The organism is Microcystis sp. T1-4, from assembly GCF_000297435.1.
Classification (GTDB): Bacteria; Cyanobacteriota; Cyanobacteriia; order Cyanobacteriales; family Microcystaceae; genus Microcystis.
Genome location: NZ_CAIP01000128.1, coordinates 1 through 14,835, shown reverse-complemented (window position 1 = coordinate 14,835; position 14,835 = coordinate 1). Strand labels below are relative to the sequence as shown.

General features: G+C 43.2%; 15 protein-coding genes and 3 pseudogenes. 10 read left to right on the top strand and 8 right to left on the bottom strand.

The window, feature by feature from the left end:
* Positions 1 to 6: 6 nt before the first annotated feature.
* Positions 7 to 191, top strand: a pseudogene (locus MICAI_RS26955) (thiol-disulfide oxidoreductase); the annotation flags it as partial.
* A 67-nt stretch (positions 192 to 258) separates the two neighbouring features.
* Here the strand turns inward: MICAI_RS26955 and sigC are convergent.
* From sigC to MICAI_RS07500, 3 genes are all read right to left on the bottom strand, one after another.
* On the bottom strand, positions 259 to 1,503 hold the full coding sequence (gene sigC / locus MICAI_RS07510) for an RNA polymerase sigma factor SigC (protein ID WP_008199878.1): 1,245 nt from the start codon (positions 1,501 to 1,503) through the stop codon (positions 259 to 261).
* 218 nt (positions 1,504 to 1,721) lie between these two features.
* Positions 1,722 to 2,783, bottom strand: a complete 1,062-nt coding sequence (locus tag MICAI_RS07505; protein ID WP_008199876.1) for an anthranilate phosphoribosyltransferase family protein — start codon at positions 2,781 to 2,783, stop codon at positions 1,722 to 1,724.
* A gap of 43 nt (positions 2,784 to 2,826) precedes the next feature.
* On the bottom strand, positions 2,827 to 3,798 hold the full coding sequence (locus tag MICAI_RS07500) for a LysR family transcriptional regulator (protein WP_008199874.1): 972 nt from the start codon (positions 3,796 to 3,798) through the stop codon (positions 2,827 to 2,829).
* 157 nt (positions 3,799 to 3,955) lie between these two features.
* Here MICAI_RS07500 and MICAI_RS07495 point away from each other — a divergent pair, with 157 nt between their 5' ends.
* From MICAI_RS07495 to arsS, 3 genes are all read left to right on the top strand, one after another.
* Positions 3,956 to 4,285, top strand: coding sequence for a hypothetical protein (locus MICAI_RS07495; protein ID WP_008199872.1), 330 nt, complete (start codon positions 3,956 to 3,958; stop codon positions 4,283 to 4,285).
* Between the two features lie 347 nt (positions 4,286 to 4,632).
* A complete protein-coding gene (arsM, locus tag MICAI_RS07490) occupies positions 4,633 to 5,607 on the top strand; it encodes an arsenosugar biosynthesis arsenite methyltransferase ArsM (RefSeq protein WP_008199869.1) in 975 nt (324 codons plus the stop codon).
* A 276-nt stretch (positions 5,608 to 5,883) separates the two neighbouring features.
* Positions 5,884 to 6,861: an arsenosugar biosynthesis radical SAM (seleno)protein ArsS gene (gene arsS, locus MICAI_RS07485; protein WP_008199866.1), complete on the top strand. Its 978-nt coding sequence runs from the start codon at positions 5,884 to 5,886 to the stop codon at positions 6,859 to 6,861.
* A gap of 331 nt (positions 6,862 to 7,192) precedes the next feature.
* Here arsS and MICAI_RS07475 read toward each other — a convergent pair whose 3' ends face one another.
* Both MICAI_RS07475 and MICAI_RS07470 read right to left on the bottom strand, forming a co-directional pair.
* Entirely contained in the window at positions 7,193 to 7,465 is a 273-nt protein-coding gene (locus MICAI_RS07475) for a DUF3143 domain-containing protein (protein ID WP_002779884.1), read from the bottom strand.
* Positions 7,466 to 7,470: 5 nt separating this feature from the next.
* The gene (locus MICAI_RS07470; RefSeq protein WP_002736811.1) at positions 7,471 to 7,965 is read right to left on the bottom strand and encodes a J domain-containing protein; all 495 of its coding nucleotides are present in this window, start codon (positions 7,963 to 7,965) and stop codon (positions 7,471 to 7,473) included.
* A gap of 444 nt (positions 7,966 to 8,409) precedes the next feature.
* Between MICAI_RS07470 and MICAI_RS07465 the strand changes: the two genes are divergently transcribed.
* The 6 genes from MICAI_RS07465 (at position 8,410) to MICAI_RS07440 (ending at position 12,512) form a co-directional block, all read left to right on the top strand.
* Positions 8,410 to 8,973 (top strand): thylakoid membrane photosystem I accumulation factor, encoded by a 564-nt coding sequence (locus MICAI_RS07465; protein WP_039899801.1) that lies wholly within the window; start codon positions 8,410 to 8,412, stop codon positions 8,971 to 8,973.
* A gap of 270 nt (positions 8,974 to 9,243) precedes the next feature.
* Positions 9,244 to 10,806 (top strand): iron uptake porin, encoded by a 1,563-nt coding sequence (locus tag MICAI_RS07460; protein ID WP_008199860.1) that lies wholly within the window; start codon positions 9,244 to 9,246, stop codon positions 10,804 to 10,806.
* A gap of 180 nt (positions 10,807 to 10,986) precedes the next feature.
* Entirely contained in the window at positions 10,987 to 11,325 is a 339-nt protein-coding gene (locus MICAI_RS07455) for a UPF0175 family protein (protein ID WP_008199858.1), read from the top strand.
* Positions 11,318 to 11,671, top strand: coding sequence for a type II toxin-antitoxin system RelE/ParE family toxin (locus tag MICAI_RS07450; protein ID WP_008199856.1), 354 nt, complete (start codon positions 11,318 to 11,320; stop codon positions 11,669 to 11,671). The genes MICAI_RS07455 and MICAI_RS07450 overlap by 8 nt, the downstream gene beginning before the upstream one ends.
* A gap of 234 nt (positions 11,672 to 11,905) precedes the next feature.
* Positions 11,906 to 12,112, top strand: a complete 207-nt coding sequence (locus MICAI_RS07445) for a hypothetical protein (RefSeq protein WP_008199854.1) — start codon at positions 11,906 to 11,908, stop codon at positions 12,110 to 12,112.
* Entirely contained in the window at positions 12,102 to 12,512 is a 411-nt protein-coding gene (locus MICAI_RS07440; RefSeq protein ID WP_008199851.1) for a putative toxin-antitoxin system toxin component, PIN family, read from the top strand. Before MICAI_RS07445 ends, MICAI_RS07440 begins: the two co-directional genes overlap by 11 nt.
* A gap of 90 nt (positions 12,513 to 12,602) precedes the next feature.
* On the opposite strand, the gene MICAI_RS26950 is transcribed toward MICAI_RS07440, so the two are convergent.
* The 3 genes and pseudogenes from MICAI_RS26950 to MICAI_RS25780 all read right to left on the bottom strand — a co-directional run.
* Positions 12,603 to 13,340, bottom strand: a complete 738-nt coding sequence (locus tag MICAI_RS26950; protein WP_008199849.1) for a PEP-CTERM sorting domain-containing protein — start codon at positions 13,338 to 13,340, stop codon at positions 12,603 to 12,605.
* A 368-nt stretch (positions 13,341 to 13,708) separates the two neighbouring features.
* Positions 13,709 to 14,654: pseudogene (locus tag MICAI_RS07430) on the bottom strand (transposase); the annotation flags it as partial.
* Positions 14,655 to 14,666: 12 nt separating this feature from the next.
* Positions 14,667 to 14,835, bottom strand: a pseudogene (locus tag MICAI_RS25780) (IS630 family transposase); the annotation flags it as partial.

Sequence of the window (14,835 nt, the reverse complement as noted above, 5' to 3'; positions counted from 1 at the left end):
AGGGGCATTTTAGGCATCGGTTGGATTTATGCCGCTACCAAATGGCCAGTTATCGGGTTTCTAGTGGATATTATCTATGAAATTTGGGCTTCTTGGCGATTAACCTTAACCGGACGACCGAATTTAAAAACAATCTTAGCAGAGCGTCAAAAACGTCTGGAATGCAACTGACAAATCGTTGTTCTGGCTGAGTTAAAGTCTCCTAAAAAAATAGGGAGTATTTAACTCCCTAGCAGGGTTCTTCTGTTGATGATCTAACTAACTCAACGCTTCAAAATAATCGCGAATTTGGTTACGTCGCTGGGGTTGACGCAGTTTTTGCAACGCTTTCGACTCAATTTGTCGTACCCTTTCCGGGGATAATTCCAAAGTGCGACCGATAGCAGCTAAAGAATGGGATTGACCATCGAGAAAACCATAGCGCAATTCAATCACTTCTCGTTCGCGAGTGGTTAAATCTGCCAATAATTCTCTGATATCTCTTTGCAAAGATTCATCGACAAAATGATTTTCTGAAGACACTGCTTCGGATTCCAAAAGGTCTAATAATTCCGTATCTTTTTCCTTACCCACTTTTATTTCTAAGGAAACCGAACGCGGCACTTTCATCAACAATTCCCGCACCTCTTCAGGAGTCAGAGCTAACTCTTGGGCAATTTCCTCTACGGTCGCAGTGCGACCGCGCATTTGTGAGATTTTCCTTTGTGCCTTCTTAATTTTGTTGAGTTTTTCGGTAATATGAACCGGTAAGCGAATAAGCCGGCTTTGAGTTGCGATCGCTCTCGTCATTCCTTGACGGATCCACCAGTAGGCATAGGTACTAAAACGATAGCCTTTGCTGGGATCAAATTTCTTGACAGCCTGTTCTAAACCGAGGGTTCCCTCTTGAATCAAATCCAATAATTCTAAACCGCGATTCTGATATTTTTTGGCCACCGACACCACCAGACGTAAATTGGCCTTGATCATCTGTTCTTTGGCACGGGTACCAAGGGCAATAATTTCTTCTAATTCCCCCACTTCTAAGCCCGCTAGGTGCGCCCAACGCTGTTTTCCTGCTTTTAAAGCATTTTTTAACTCAGGCACGCTGATTTGCGCGGTTTTTGCCCAGCGTTCTAGGGGGGGACAATGGGCTAATTGAGCGATTAGCTGATCGCGAACCTCCATTAACTTGACAAATTGCTGTAGTTGTGCATCACCTTGTTTAACGGCAGTGGCGCGCAATTTCACTAAAGACAGATGACGCTGCACCCGTTGCGCTTGTTCAACTTCCTCGTCTCGTTTGAGTAGAGGCACTCTGCCGATGTCTTGTAGGTACAAAAATACTAAGTCGGTAGTTGTGCCGTTGCTGTAGCTTTTTTGGGGACTAGATACTAAATCATCTTCTAAATCACTGCCGAGAAAATCTTCATCTAGGTGGAGGGAGTTTTCCTTCAGTTTTAAGATAGAAAAAGAGGGAGAGATAAATTCACTTTTGATCGTCGAGGGGTTAATTGCAGACATGAGCGCTTTTCTATGGGCGACTGTGATAGGAATTACAAACTTCTAAATCGTTTACCGTAGTCATAGCTTTCCCACTGGAGCGAGAAAATGATGCAGTCGGGAAAGTTTTTTCCCAAAAGTATTTATCTTGAAACCAAGTCTGGGGTTTACCTTCTTGGCCTAACTTCTCGAATTAATGATTGATTTAGAAGTAATTTTCCCTACAACCCTATTCCTATCTATTCCTGATTTTCCAGATAATTAGAGATTTGTTCTAGTTTAGCCAGGGCTTTTCCTGACTGTAAAGATTGTTCTGCTTGCTGGAAACCGGTGGGGATATCTGGGGCAATTCCACAGCGCCAAAGATAAAAACCACCGTTAAAAATTGCCGCATCGGTTAATTCATTATTTTCTCCGGCTAATAAACCCTTTAATTTAGCGGTGAGCAATTCTAAAGATTCCAGGGGATAATCCGAGGGACAGAAGCCATAATCGCGAGGATTTAGGAAAAATCGCTGAAAGGAAGGGGGATCGGTGGGATTTCCCAGACCGATAATTGCCGTCCGATTACAGGCTAAATCACAACTCCCCTCTAATCCTTTCACGGTGGTGAAGTGAGAGATATTTCTCAGGGCAAAAGTTTCGCGAAAACGATCTTCGGTGGGGGGATGAACAAAACCCGATATCTGATGAATATTACCCACAAAAGGCGACCAGATTAACTCTACCGTGGCCATAGGCGGACGTTTACCGATTTGCTCCCGATAGGTAACAAAATTCTCTACTAGGGGAAAATGGCGGGGAATATAGAAAAAAGTCAATCCTGTGGTGATTAAACAGTCTTTCACTGCTGCTAAGGATAATTGACTAAAATCTGCTCCTAATTGCTGCCAGATTTCCCTGAGGGAAATACCGTATTTAGTCGGCATTCGATCGCCCCCGTGCAGGACTACGGGAACCCCTGCCGCCGCTAAGATTAAAGTAGTGATCGGAGTAACCGGGGTAGTGCGAGAACGTCCATCGTAGGGATTGCCAAAAATAGCGATCGGATGCTGAAAAGAGGCTGATTCTAGGGTTATTTCTGGGCCAAGCTCGGCGTAGGCATCAAGCATTCCCGCTAACTCATCGCTGGTGGGGCGTTTAATGCGATGGGCAATCATGAAAGCACCGATTTGGGCGGGGGTTGCCTCTTGGGTTAACATCATCTTGGTGGCCATTGCCGCTTCGGGACGGGTCAAATTTTTGCCCGTATGGGTGCCACTACCGATCGCTTTTAATAATTCTCGAAAAGTATCGCTCATCTCAAGGAAGAAAATAAAGAGTAAATGGGATTGATGGGGATTGCTAAGGCTGGACGTGGTGATTTTCTAAGCTTTTAACCATAATTTGCCGCATTTGCCGCACTAATTGACAAAAATGAGCGATCGGTGGTATCTGTAGGCGATCGCTGGTGGTGACAAGGACTACCTGACGGGTGAGACGATGACTAAATTTACCATTATTAAGATGGGGATTTTCGCTACTAGGGGAAGCAAGAGGACGAATGGCGAGGGTGGCATCGCTATGGGCCTCCATCAGGGCCGATTGGGGCAGAAGAGCGATAATATTACCCTGACGCACCACACCGCGAAAAGCATCGAGGGTGTTTAATTCCATGACAGTTTTTAGGTGGGCATCCTGACGAGAAAACCATTCTTGTACTAATCTTTGCATCCCGTAGCCATCTTTGAAAACCACTTGCGGATAGGGGATTAATTCTGACCATGGCACTTCTTTGTATCGGGCGAGGGGATGATTGGCGGCCATGAGAATTTCGATCGCTTCTTCGTATAATATTTCTACCACCATCTCCGGGCTAGAGGTGAGAAAACGATTATTCATTACCAAGGCCAGATCTACTAAACCATCCCGCAGCACTTTTAGGGCGCGATCGCTGCCTAGTGCTGTAACTCTTAACTGAACTTCTGGGTATTCAGCACAGAATTTCGGCAAAATCGGCGGTAAATAGTGGGCGCAGACGGAATGAATCGCCGCCACGCACAACTCCGGCTGTTTTCCTGCCTGTAGGTCAGTGATTTCCCTGTGAATATTCGTCCATTCTTGACAAATTCGTTTCGCCCGGGGCAGTAATTTCTCGCCGGCAATGGTTAATTTCGCTTGGGCGGTACGATGAAAAAGAGGTAAGCCCAAATCGGTTTCTAGGGATTGAATCTGGCGGCTGATAGTCGATTGGGTGACTCCACACTGGCGCGCCGCTTGACCGAAATTGCCCGTATCGGCTACGGCTAAAAAGGCTTGCAATTGCTCGATCCGCATTCTTTCTGGTTTTAATTACATTCCGTCATGACCTTATGACAATAACGAATTTTATTGGGACTTTTGGTAGAAATTGCTACCGTTTTCTCAGTTATCAGTTATTTCAGCGGTCAGCCTTGAACTACTTCTCGCTCACAATCGGGCTGTTGAACTGTAGTTGCTCAAAAATGATAAGATAGATGCAATAAACCAGATTGAGTCTGAGAAAAAATCAAAAAGGCAATTTATTCAGACTAAAGCCAAAATCAAAGATGGACAATTAATTATCGAGCAACCCCATCAAGATTTGCCAACAGACACAGAGGTTGAACTTGTTATTATTGTCCCCGATAAAAACAAACAAGTTGAGTTTGAACAAGCGCGTACTAATATGCAAGCTGCATTTAAAGAAGCAGGTATCGAAACTCAGGAACAGATTTTAGAGCTTATTCGTGAAGTTAAGCAAGAACTGTTTCAGGAGCGTTATGAATTAGGAGAATTTTTTTAGATACAAATATCTACATTATTGGTCAATTAAAACCTCTTTCACCAGCAGAACAAATCCTTAAATGGTTAGGATATTATACTCCCAATAATCAATCTTAAATAAAACACAACTATTATCTTTAAGTTGATAGATAACAGGATAGCCGCTACTTTTGCCCTTGTGAATATTGCTGTTTTTGAGGCGAACTTTAAAGACAGTGTAACCCGTTTCTGGGATTTGAGCGCCGATGAACTTGCCTATCTAAAGGTGATCAGTTAGGGGTTATAGGTCAGTACAAATGCTAAGATAGCTTTGGGCGAGGATGGGAAGTCGATCCTTGAATTGATCAGAGAAAAGGAGTTTAAAGGATGAAAATGACTTATCTGGAAGCCACTGCCAAATTTTACAGCGAAGTAGCCCAAACTCCGGAAGTGGGGCTATGTTGTGTCCAGGGCAGTCCCTTGCAACTGCCGGGGTTAAAAATCCCCGCCATTATGCAGGAGATGAACTATGGTTGTGGCACGACGGTGCAGGTTAATGAATTGGGCAATTCTCCCAGGGTTTTGTATGTGGGTGTGGGTGGTGGTTTAGAAGCACTGCAATTCGCCTATTTTTCCCGTCGTCCGGGGGGAGTCATTGCGGTGGATCCAGTGCCGGAAATGCGTTGGGCAGCCCAAAGAAATCTCGGCGAAGCACTGCTGGAAAATCCCTGGTTTAGTCTCGATTTTGTGGAAATTAGAGATGGTTCTGCCTTTGAATTGCCGGTGGAGGATGCCTCCGTCGATGTGGTGGCGCAGAATTGTCTTTTTAATATCTTTAAACCAGCCGATTTACAGTTAGCTTTACGGGAAGCTTTTCGCGTCTTAAAACCGGGAGGACGTTTACTGATGAGCGATCCGATCGCCCTTCGTCCAATTCCCGAACATTTGCAAGAAGATCAGCGTTTACGCGCTATGTGTCTATCGGGGGCCTTGACCTACGATGATTATATTCAACAGTTGATTGCTGCTGGTTTTGGTCAGGTAGAAATTCGGGCCCGTCGTCCCTATCGTTTACTGGACTGTCAGAGTTATAATTTAGCCGAGCCGCTCCTCTTAGAAAGTTTGGATTCCGTTGCTTTTAAAGTAGCTATTCCCGAAGATGGGGCTTGTATTTTTACGGGCAGAACTGCTATTTATACTGGTACGGAGGCAATTTTTGATGATGGTGCTGGGCATATTTTAGCCAAAGGATTACCGGTGGCTGTCTGTGATAAAACTGCGAGCAACTTAGCTCGTTTCTCTGCCGAAGATATCCTCATCACCGAGTCCACTTGGCACTATAACGGAGGCGGTTGCTGTTAAAAAAGCAGCGTCGAGACAAGTTTGATCCGTCAGTTATCAGTTATCAGTTATCAGTTATCATTGATTAGAACGTAGGTTGGGTTGAAGCATGAAACCCAACGCTATTTAAGGGTTTAGGCTCATTTAAACTACTAATTTGCTATAATCAGTCTAGGAGAGCCTCAGTTATTAGATGTGAGTAATCAGTCATGATTGATTACTGATTACTGATTACCTTTCACTGATTACTGATTACTGATTACTGTTTACCTTTCACTGATTACTGATTACTCTCCCATGACTCCTTTTGTTGAGAAACTAAACACTCTTTTAACTAAGCAAAAAATCTCGGTTCTGCAAATTAATTTGGGGAAAAGATGTAACCTTGCTTGTAGCCATTGTCATGTGGAAGCTAGTCCAGTTCGCTCCGAAGAAATGACTCCAGAAGTGTGCGAACAAATTATCGAACTGATCGCAAGATTTCCCCAAATTAAAACCGTCGATCTGACTGGCGGCGCTCCGGAAATGCTCTACGGTTTTAAGCCGATTGTGGAAATCTCTAGAAAGGCTGGGAAAGAGGTAATTGTGCGCTCGAATTTAACTATTTATTTCGAGAAAGGATTTACTGATATTCCTGAATATTGCGCTGGCCATCAGCTGCGGGTGGTGGCTTCTTTACCCTGTTATCTTGCCGATAATGTGGATAAAATGCGCGGTCTGGGAGTCTATGATCGATCAATCGCCGCTTTACAATGGTTAAACCGTCTCGGCTACGCTCAAGAGCCGAATTTGATTGTGGATTTAGTCTATAATCCCCAGATTCCTAAGTCAGAGAATTTTTCTCTCACACCGGATCAGGTATCCCTAACACGGGATTACAAAAAGTTCTTGCAAGAACATTTTAATATTTCTTTTAACAATCTGTTTACTATCACTAACCTACCCGTCGGCAGGACGCGCTTCCATCTGGAACACCGGCAACTCTATCAACCCTATCTTCAATTCCTCGAAGACCATTTTAATGGCGATACTGTCGAGCATTTGATGTGTCGTAATCAGCTTTCCATTGATTATTTGGGTAATATCTATGACTGCGATTTTAATCAGATGGAGGATCTGGCTGCTTGCACCAGTCAAGGACAAAAATTAACCCTGTCGGATTTATTACAAGCGGATAGTTTAGATGTAATTACAGAGGTACAAACCGCTTCCTATTGCTACGGTTGCACTGCTGGCAGCGGTTCCAGTTGTGGGGGAGCGTTGATTTCAGTCTGAACAAGTGTACTGGATTGACAGCGTGTCTCGGACAATTTAGTACAAATGCTCGGACTAGCTCTCCCTGCTACCAACTCCGGTGCTGTCTTAACGGGGTAGGGTGTGGCCCCCCCAACCCCCCCGACATCGGGGGGGTTGGGTGTGGGGTGTGGGGTTTTACCGATTTTCAGGTGGTCAATTAGCCAATTTTCAGGGAAAAAGTCCCTGAATTCTCCCCCCGATCACTCCCAGATCTGGTACTGTTTGGAAACCAAAAAGTCTAAAAGTCTTACCTAACAAGGTTTTTAGATTTATTGAGCAAGCCTTAGATAGTCAAAAGTTTAACCGATGATTAGGGACCAGAAAAAACCGCCGATTCGATATCTTGGCGACTAAGGGAGTATTTAAAAGCGCGATTGATGTCACTGCCGTCATTGGCTGCCCGAAAGTAACGAACGGTGATTTCTTCGATTTCGAGGCAGATTTCCGCTTTCCATGTCGGTTTTTCCACAGTCCAACAGTGGATATTCTCGGTATTTTTCCGACAACCTAATTTAACTAGCCATGCTTCGATCGCCGGTAAGGGATGATTATAGAGGGGAGTATCGGCAGTGGGAATCTTCATCGCATCTAAATCAAAAATAATTGGGCTACAGTGACGGCATTCTCTCCTCGAAGCATAGCAATAATCACCGCTAGTAACAAGCAGCCCAGCAGGGTGAGTGCCAAGATAAACAAAGCAAAAATCTCTCCCGAAGATAGGGGGCGATCGGTCGGATCGAGATAGGCGCTACGATTAGCTATGGGTTGATCGCCATCGGGGATGGTTTGGATGACATTCCAGCGCGAGTAACCTATCTGTAAATCATACAGGGAACGGCGATCGGGATTACTCAGGGTGGCATAAGCTTCGTTAAGACGCTGGAATTTAGCCGTTGCCACTTCGGGGCTGAGTTCGGTAGTATCGGGGTGGTATCGTTTACTCAGTTCCCGATAGGCGCGTCGCACTTCGATCACCGAGGCACTCGGATGTAGTCCTAGAATGGCATAATAAGTATTGGCAAAGCGCGAGTTAGCGGCAATGACTCGCGAGGTGGTTTGGGAATTATCGCGCTCGAAGGTCACAAGATTTTTTACCGAAAAATTGGGTTTAAAGCCTCGCCCTTTTAGGGCGACTTTATCTGATATATGATATTAAGAATAGCGGGCCGGGTAAGCAACCGCTTAAAAAACCCAGTCATCGCAGGATGAACGCACCTTGAAAACTAGAGTTATGGGGTTCTATAGGGGAATGCTCCTATAGGTAAAAGCTCTAAGCGTCAAGTACCAGAGAAACCAATTATTTTAGAGGTTTTGAACTGTATCGTAGGGCATACGAGAACAGGCTTCTGTAAGGTCGCGAAAGTCTGAGGAGAGAACCACCTCTGGGTGGGATTTCGCCAGGAATCTAATTCAAGTGGACTCGTTGAGCCAGAAATTCTCAGCAGTGATGCGAGAAGAATCCACGTCCGTTTACGGCGTGGGGTATGTCAAACTAAAAATTGTCTTAATATTTTAACCCTGTTGATCATGAAATCTCGTTATCGGCTGCGTCTTCAGATCTTTCTTGTCTTTCTTATTGTTGCTCTGACGAGTTTGTCTCCTTGGCTAACCCCTAGCGCCTATGCGGGGATCGATGACGATCGCCTCGATGGTAATATTTTTGTGGTCTATGCGGGTAATGGTTCCCTCGTACCACCGCGTCTAAATTTAGCGGAAACTTTTCAACGGAAAATTCCAGCTATAATCGTCTATTATCTGGATGATAGTAGTGATTGTAAGCGATTTGCGGCGATTGTCTCCCGTTTTCAAGAGTTTTACGGTCGCGCCGCCAGTATTATCCCCGTTACTGTCGATTCTATCCCCTTAAAGTCTTCCTATCGTCCCGATGAACCGGGTTACTATTATCGCGGTGGGGTTCCCCAAACGGTGGTTTTAGACCAACAAGGTAAAGTGGTTTATGATGGTTTGGGCAATGTTAAGTATGAAGATGTGGATGATGTCTTAAGAAAGGTTTTTGATCTTCTGCCTCGATCAGAATCGGTAGAGTTAAAAAGACGCTCTTTTAACGAGTTTAACGCTGAATTGCGCTAGTTACCTCCTTTTTATCCTCAATTGAACCAAAAATAATCATTTAGAGATGCTGTCAGCAGCGTCTCTATCTTGTTTTTAGGAAAAATAAAATTATTTACCTATTGCTTTTATTATCATTTAAGATTTATTTTAACCAATAAATGCTAGGCAATTCAGATTTTATCTGGAGTAACATTTGAAAAATATTTGCAATAGTGCCAGACTGGAAAAAGTTTGCTAACCTAATTATACTGAGAACAATAATCATTCTTATAGGTGTAGGAGACAGCAATGAAAATCAAGCAAAATTTCCTAACAGCAGCGATATTACTGGGTTTTTCTGGCCCGGTACTGGCTAATAGTCTCGAAAACCTCTCTAGTAACCCCATGGCACAGGTAACAAGTGTCAATCAATTGCGGGATGTTTCTCCCACCGCCTGGGCTTTTGAGGCCTTAAGAAGTCTCGTGGAGAGGTATGGTTGTATAGTAGGTTATCCTGACCGCACTTTTCGCGGTGAACGCGCTTTAACTCGTTGGGAATTTGCCGCCGGGTTGAATGCCTGCTTAAATACCCTGGAAAGATTGATTCAAGAAGGAGTAGCGGTATTAAAAGAAGATCTAGACAGAATCAAGCGATTAGTCAAGGAATTCGAGACAGAATTAGCGGCCTTAGGGGCTAGAGTTGATAACTTAGAAAATCGAGTCGCTTTTCTGGAAAATAATCAATTTTCCACCACTACTAAATTAACTGGGGAAGTGGTGATGGCATTATATGGGGTAGCCACAGGAGAAAAAAACGGTGGTGAAGGAATTCCCCAAGTACCAGCTTTTGGTTATCGGGCCCGTTTAGAATTAAATACTAGCTTCACAGGCAAAGATTTACTCTATACCCGTCTAGCAACGGGAAATATTGCTGATTTAGCCGATACTACGGGAACTTTTGAAAGTACCTTAGCCTTTACCCAACCCGATGGTAACGATTTACTACTAGAAGTTTTAAACTACAGTTTCCCCCTAACGGAAAACATCCAACTCTGGTTAGAAGCGACGGGAGGTGCTAAAGATGACTTTACCAATACCCTCAACTTTTTGGATGGAGATGGCGCTAGTGGGGCGCTTTCCGCTTTTGGTACTCGCAATCCCCTTTATTTTGCTCCCGGACAAACTGGACTCGGTTTACAGGGTAATTATGGGGCTTTCCAATTCAGCGCCGGTTATCTTGCCGGGGATGCTAACGATCCTAACCCGGGAGCGGGTTTATTTAACGGTTCCTATACTGCCCTAGGGCAGCTGGGTTATGTTCCAAACGATAATTTTGGCATTGCTTTATCCTACTTTCATGGTTATAACCAATTAGACACGGGAACGGGAAGTCAGCGCTCGAATTTCCGATTTTTCACCGAAGAACTATTCGGGGAGGCTGTCCCGACCATTAATAATAGTTTGGGTTTACAATTTACTTGGCGAATTGTCGATGGTTTTGTCCTCGGTGGTTGGGGTGGTTACACAAAAGCTATCACCCTTAGCACCTTAGATGGACAACTAGAACGCGGGGATTTAGATATCTGGAATTGGGCGGTAACTTTGGCTTTTCCTGATTTATTTAAGGAAGGAAATACGGCCGGTATTATTGTTGGTATGCAGCCTTGGGTATCTAGTTCTAGTATTAGATTAAATGATGGCAGTTCCACTAATGATCCCGATACTTCCTTTCATATCGAAGGATTTTATGAGTGGAAACTCACCGATAATATTGCCCTTACTCCGGGGGTAATCGTGATTACTTCTCCTAACTCAAATAACAACAATTCCACCTTAGTTATCGGTACTATCCGCACGACTTTTACTTTCTGATTTTTCTAGGCAGCCGGTCAGAAATAAAGATAAAGTATGACGGGATTTGACATCATCTCTCGACAACCGGCTGCTGTTCCTGCGTTTCGCACTCTCAACTAACTAAATTAAGGGGGCATTTATGGTATTTTTAGAAGCAATTTAGCCAACTTTTGTGGTTTACTTTTTAATGGCGATACAATGAAGTTACCACCACTTAATGAAACCTCTATGAGCCTCATCCTTCCCACTGAACTTCTGCAAACAGTCCAAATGACTGAAGCTCAAATGCTCACGGAAATCGCTATCATGCTCTATCAGCAGCAACGTCTTCAATTTGAACAAGCAGCCGAACTAACGGGAATGGCACTCGATGATTTCTACCAATTGCTAGTATCGCGTAATATCCTCACTCCATCCACTGACCCCGACGACGAACCAAAAGAACTTATCCTCACCAGTCTTTGTATTTCTCTTCAGCAAGCTAAAGAAGGCAAAGTACATCCCATCTCTGAACTGTGGGATGGCATAGATGTCTGAAGGAATCCCCTCTATTAAAATCCTTTTCTCTGATGAATTCAAAGACCGACTTCGCACCCTCGCCAAACGCTATCGGAGCATTCGTACTGATATACAACCCCTAATTGATGACCTTCAGATAGGCAAATTCATCGGCGATCGAATCCCAGGGACGGGCTACACTGTCTTTAAAGTTCGCCTCAAAAACAGCGATATTCAAAAGGGCAAAAGTAGCGGCTATCGTGTTATCTATCAACTTAAAGACAATAGTTGTGTTTTGATGCTCCTCATCTATGCCAAATCTGACCAAACGGACATCCCAGCGCAGCAAATTCAAGACATCATTAATAAGTTTGACAATTTTTAGAAGTATTAATAGATGCCAAAAATAAACCCCCTCAAGATTTATTGAAGGGGCATTTATGGTATTTTACCAAACAATTTAGCCTATTTTTGTGTTTTTTTTTCGGTAGATTGGGAGGGTTTTAGTTTGCTTTTGAGGGTTGAAGTTGTGGCGAAGAGGTCGAGGACGATTTGAGGAACACTGTTAAATGTGATTAAATAGGGTACAATGAAAGTTGAAGATACACCTAGTTAAGCCATGAAACAAGTTCTCAAAAATATTAAGGTATCGGAGATTCCTACACTAATCGCTCAGTTAGGTTTTTCTCCTGAACAAGAAGTTAATCTGACGATTGAGGAAAATTCAGAAAGTCTTATCTCAATTATGGATAAAGTCGGCAAAAAAGCTCAAGCTAAAGGTTTGACAGAAGATAAACTAACAGAACTATTAGCAGATGAGTCCTAATCGAGTTGTTATAGATACCAATGTTTTTATTAGTGCTTTACTCAATCCACTAGGAACACCCAAAAAAGTAATCAATATAGCAGTCAGTCAATTTACTATTCTCCAGAGCGAGGCAACTTATCAAGAATTGGCAACGAGAATAAGTAAAAAGAAATTTGACAAATATTTAGAAAAAGATGATAGGTTAGATTTCTTGTCGTCTCTTAAAAATAGGAGCTTATTTGTTGATATATTGCATGAAACGAGAGTTTGTTCCGATTTAGATGATAATAAATTTTTAGAATTAGCTGTATCTGGAATGGCACAATACATCATAACAGGCGATAATGCTCTTTTAATTCTCAATACTTATCAAGGGATTCCAATTATTACTCCAGCAGAGTTTTTAGTTATTTTCTAGTGTCACTGAGAATTTTTTGAGGTAGGAATGCAAAAAAATAAACCCCTCAAGATTGAATGAAGGGGCATTGATGGTATTTTTAGAGGCAATTTAGCCTATTTTTGTGGTTTCTTTTTCAGTGGATTGAGAGGGTTTTAGTTGGCGTTTGAGGGTTGAAGCTGCGCCGAGGGTGCCGAGGGCGAGGAGGCTGAGGATGGAGGAGGGTTCGGGAACAGAGGTAGAGGTAGTGTTGCCTAAATTGTAACGAAAAGACGCGCCAGACAAGGCGGTATTAGCATCGCCTGCGCTAGGATAAGCAGGGCTACTGGCAGTGACAAACTCAAAAGGAGTAAAGCCAATATTGCTGACGTTGCCACCCGCAGGAAGCTGCCCACCTTCACCATAGGCATCGCCACTTTTATCCAGGCCGTATGCAATTACCGAGTAATCGCCCGGTGCTAAATAGATGGCGTTGGTAAGGGATTTAAAGCGAAAGGAACTTTCTAGTGAAGCACCAGTGCCGCTGGCGATATTGACCGAACCGCCGGTGATGGCTGAGACATTGGCGTTCGCTGCCCCTGCACCTGAGTTGATTTTAAACAGGGTTACATCATGTGACTCTACCAAGCCATCCCCGTCCAAGTCGAAAACGCCCAAGTCTATGACAGTGATGCCCGACCCGGTGACGGTAAATTGGCGACCGATATTAAGCGTACCAGCGACTATCCCCTGAGTTGCTCCAACACCGCCATAGGAGACTATAGCAGCCTGTGCAGTCCCAGTTACCGCCAGACTGATAAGTATTGCGCCCCCTCCCACGGAGTTTTTGACAAGTTTTGCCAATGTCATGGCTAAATTCCTCTTAAAAAATGTATTTTGGTGTGAAAAACCAGACACGATAATACACAATCCCCCCCCCACAACTGTATTAAAAGCTACAATTTAATAAATCTTTATATTTCTCTCCCTAGCTTAGGGGTTGACAGAGCAGGGAGTTTCAGGTGTTTTCCGCTGTTTTACCCCTTCTCAGACGAACTATCCTCTTCCTTGAGTTATTGTGGCGCGGTCTGTCGGATTCGTCTTTGCGTTCACCTCTGTCTCGAAGTTGTTGAAGCGGATTGGCTCTCTTATTCTTTGTGTGATAAGTTTAACTTATATAGGGCTTGCTGAAAAAGTCGCTCAAAGAATTATGCTATTGAGTGCCAATAATTTGTCGTTCAACTGATAAGTTTTACTTGAGTAAAATCACTTTTAACATAATTTTTATCAAAGTGCTGGCGGCATCCTAGTTCTTTTGTTCGCCAAAAAAGCCCAAAAAACTGCCGAAGCAGTCGGGAAAGATTGACAACCAAAAAGGTAAGAGCAATGGACGTTTCTGAAGTTTCAGGTAGTTTTGTCATGCACAGATTTAAACCAAATCTTCTCTTAGCTTGTCCGAATTTCCCTTCTATTGCATTGCGAAAACTCTTGTCCTCTTGAGCTTGTTTTTTTAGTTCAGCGCTTCGATTCTTCGGTGGTCTTCCCAATGGTAATCCACTTAATCTTATCCCTCTTTCCTTACACCATGCCAAGTTTTCTCTGGTTCGATAAATTTTATCGACATGAACGGATTGCTGGCTAACAACCATAAGTCTCTTTAAAGTTTTCTACTTGCGCTTTCAAATCTTGAGATTCATTAAAGTTTTCCCAAGACAAACGGTGTAAAAATACATAATTATCTACACAAGACACCGAGAGCTTTGCCCCAAATTCCGTCGGTTTTCCGGCTTTGCCTCTGACGATAGGACGTACATGAGGTTGACTTAAACTGACGATTCTCTGGTCAACCCTTGTTTTTTTCTCTGACCACATCTCCCGTTGTTGACGAGAGACTTCTTCAATGACTAATAGCAGTTTATATTGTCTTTTACTCAAACAAGTTAACGAGGCTCCTAATTCAATTAGTTGGTCTATATAACCTAAGTTTCTTTGAATATATCCCAGTTGTTGACCAATAGCTTTCCGTCTTTTTTTTTGAGAGAGACGACGTTTCTTAGCGACTTTTAAATAGTTCTTTCTCGCTATTTTTCGGGAAGTTATTGGTTTCTTATTTAGCTTTTCTTTGACTTCCTGATAGAGACAATCTAGGATTTTTTCCGTTCCTTGACGAGCTTGATTTAATAAGCTTTTACGCATCTAAGTTATATTGACAGCATTACCCTTATTTTTAAGTTTTCTACTCCATTTAATAATCAATCCCCCTTCATTTAAAAGCTGATTGACTACTTTTTCCAGTTCTTCTTTATTTTCAAATTCTCGATTAGCTATGTATTCTTTAGCGGAATGCCACACTAATTCTATTAGC